We start from the raw sequence: 3,786 nt of genomic DNA, 5'->3' as shown, positions 1-3,786 counted from the left end.
TTAAAATATCTAACATTTTATTAAAAGTGGCTTGTTTTATTCCTGTTAATCGGAATAATTCTTTATCATTAATAAAATCAAATTTATCAAATTTCATAATTTTAGATTCCTATAATTTCTATTTTAAATATATTTTATAGGAATTTTAAAATAACTAGGTTATGCAAGAAGTCTATTGTAAATGAAAGGAAAAAAGAGAATGAAAATAAGTAAACGCAAATTTTATAAACACCATAACTTAAAATGTTGTTATAAGAAAAAATGTAATAAGAAAATAGAAAGTGATTTGAAATAATGGAAAAAAATAAAAATAGAATGTGAATTTTGTGAATGTGAAGATAGGCAAAATTGTTATCGTTGCATTGACCCACATTTAAATGATAATTGAGATTTTAAATGTAAATGTGTTAGAAGACAACAATGTTTATGTGATGATTGATTTTAATAAGGAGGAAAAATAATAATGAATAAAAAAGATATATTAGAAATTATTGATAAAATTAAGGAATTAGATAATTTACAAGGTTTAGTTATTAACATAAATATTGAGGATATTACTTTTGAGTAAAACAATTCAAAAATAAATAAATATATTTTATGTTATCGTTCTGAAAAAGGTAATATTCCATGTAAAACTCCACTTGGTGAATATATAACTGGTACTGATGTTGAAGATNTNNNTNNTTNTCTAATATCTTTATGAGTTCAATTATAAGTTGGAATAGGNTCTTTTTTAAATCAATTTCAAGGTAATGCACCCTTTAATCAAGTTGTTTTATCTTGTTTCATTAATTAAAACTCCTTTCTAACTTATTCTTTTTCTTTCAATACTTAATGTTTGCATTTCATGTTTAACGCCATTTTGATTTAATAAACTAATAACAGCATTTTGATAACCTTTTCTTAAACTAATAGATATTGTAAAAATAGGTAACCCTGAAAATTGAAAGGTATTTCCAACTACTACATCATAATTTTTATCAAATCCTTTTTCACTAAAAATTAATGAACTTTTATAAATAGTTTTGTTTTCTTTTAAATATCCTAATTCAACTTTATATTTATATATTCCATTAGGAGTAACTGNCAAAATATATTGAGTATCATTAGGTTTAAAATCACTAGTATTAACTAATTCTCAATCACTACCCCCGCTAATAGATATATCACCACTCCCTAATAATGAATTACCATTAATAGTTTTAATGTTTGTTCCACTTATTAATTTATCTTGTTTATCTAATAAAATATTATCAATTGCAGCTGCATCGTAATAATTATTTTTTAAGTCTTGTGATGTTTTTACAATATATTTACCATCTTGCTTATCAATNTAATACCATCTGATGGAATATCACCACTTTGTTTTGCTTTTCAGACATTATCTTCATAATAAATCGTGTTATTATCAAATGGAACTATTAATTTAATATATTCATTATAATCAATTTTAGAAAAATCATTAATAATTGGATAAGTAATATTTATTGAATTATCTGTTTGTAATCGTTCTTTTAATCAAAATAATAATGTTGGATAAAAANTTTTTTTATTAATATGTTTATATTCTTCTTCTCATGGATGAGCATAATTATCTAAACTATAATTATATGGTCTAGATACTGTTTTACTAGATATAATATCAATAATTTCACCTGCTAATTTTAAAGCATTTTTTACATCACGAGTAATATTTTCATTTGCCTCAGGATCATTAGTTTGTGAGTAAGCAACTCCACCTTGTGAAAATGAAGCACTACCTGTTAAGTCATTAACTCCTTTTGGTAAATATCAATTCATAACTGCTAATAAACAAGCAGATTGAATATAACTTAATCATTTATCATATTCAATTAAACCAGTATTATCTTTTTTAATTCAAGGAAATAAATCTTTTTTNTTAATTTTATCAGATATTGTTCCACCTGATAATCTATCCATTCATAAACTAGTTTTTAAAATAGCATTATAAATTAAATTATCATTATAAGCAGATTGTTTACGATCATTAATAGGTTGTCAAAGTTTACTTTCTTTAACATCTTCAACTNTTATAAATAACAAATTACTTAAATTATTTTCCATATAAAACACCCCTTAATTGATTACGATATTTATTTTTTAAATTATTTGGTTTATAACTATTAACCTTTCTTTTGGTTTTATTAATTGCTTTAATAGATTTATTAACCTGATAAAATTTATTTTTAACTGGTGTTTTATATAAATTCTTAATATTTTTAACATCACTTCGGCGTTCACGATATCATTTTTTATTATTAATTTCACCAGCAAAATTAAAATTAAAATGTCCAACCTTTAAATTATTAATAAACTTTTTAATTTGATTTAATTTTTGAATAGTTGGTAATGTTAATTTAATATTTCCTTTGGGATATTTTTCTTTTAATGCTTGTGGTAATCGTTTTTTAATATAATTTCTTAAATGACTAGGTAACCATTTTCTTAATCAATAACGCCAAAATAAAGTCCCTGCATTAGATACAGCATTACTTAATAATTTTCATATTTCAACTGGAACACTAGGATAAACATATGGACCATAAAACTTAGGATGTTTTGCTGTTTTTGTATATATTAAAATAGTTAAATTACCTGTTAAAGTTAACTTATTTGTTATATTAAACATACCACTATCAAGTCAACTACTATTTAAAGGTTGTCAATTAGTATTTAGATAATTTTCATTTTTAAATTGTTTTTTATTTTTAATATTATTATCTTTTTCTAATTGACTTAATATTTGTTGTATTTCTTTTTTATGACCTTTTTTAATTAAATCTAAATAAGTAAATGGATTTAATCATTTATAAATATCTTCAATTTTATTTGTAATTTTTTGTAAAGGATTAGAATAATATGAAGCAAATTTATTAACCTTATTAATTAAATTAACAAATTTATTTATTACTAACTTGTTACCTAAATTTTCTGTTAATAAAGTTAAAACTCGTAAAATTAGTAAGTTCATTGTTTATTAAGAATTTTTAATTACTACATCAATTGGATTTGTTTGACCAGTAGCATTGTTTTTACCCTCAATTTGAACTTCAACAGTTTTATCATTTGTAATATCTATTGGTCAATCTTCACCCTTAGCTTCAATAAAGTAATCATAATCATTTTCAGTTAAAGAACTATCTACGGCTTTAATTGCTTTTAAAACGACAGCTTTAAATTGTGGTTTTAATTGTTCGGCTGTTGTTTGAGTTGGATCGTCAACATGAATAGTTGGTTTATCTAATTTATTAATNNNACTAATATCAATTTTATTTGNTNATNNANTTANNTANTNNANATCATTTTTTTTTTTAAATATTTATATTAGAAAAGAGAATTAAAGAGCGAGTGGAAAGAGAAGCGAATTAGAATTTTCGTTTAGCCAAACAGAGTGTTACACGGCGTATACTTAATTTATACATTTATACATATTGTATTTATGAGAATATTCTACTATTATGATTTTCCAAAGCAGACGTAATTATACATATATCTGTATACTAAATATTTCTGTATTACATGTATAATGGATTACGCTTCATAACAATGGAAAATTGTAGAGTGTANANTANNNTANNTTNNATATACATATATNNTNNTTCNNATNTATNTTTAATCTACTTCAATCATTTTTTCAATTCATGCCCCAACTCTCGTTGAATGTCTGCCAAAAGTTTAATGTCAATCAGCAAGCAAGCAGCACATAATTAATTGGGGGAGACTTCTCAATTATACAAGGAATTGCTTGTGCATCTCTTCANANNA

Annotated in this window: 1 protein-coding gene; it reads right to left on the bottom strand. The window is 22.9% G+C overall.

Features of this window, described 5'->3' with window-relative positions; all coding sequences use genetic code 4:
- Positions 1-2,074: 2,074 nt before the first annotated feature.
- The gene (locus tag BST80_RS04345) at positions 2,075-2,992 is read right to left on the bottom strand and encodes a hypothetical protein (protein WP_415746122.1); all 918 of its coding nucleotides are present in this window, start codon (positions 2,990-2,992) and stop codon (positions 2,075-2,077) included.
- Positions 2,993-3,786 lie beyond the last annotated feature (794 nt).

The sequence above is a fragment of the Spiroplasma sp. Moj genome (genome assembly GCF_016082285.1).
Lineage (GTDB): Bacteria > Bacillota_I > Bacilli_A > Mycoplasmatales > Mycoplasmataceae > Spiroplasma > Spiroplasma phoeniceum.
Note: the sequence above shows the minus strand (reverse complement) of the source record. Positions and strands in the feature narration are given on the sequence as shown.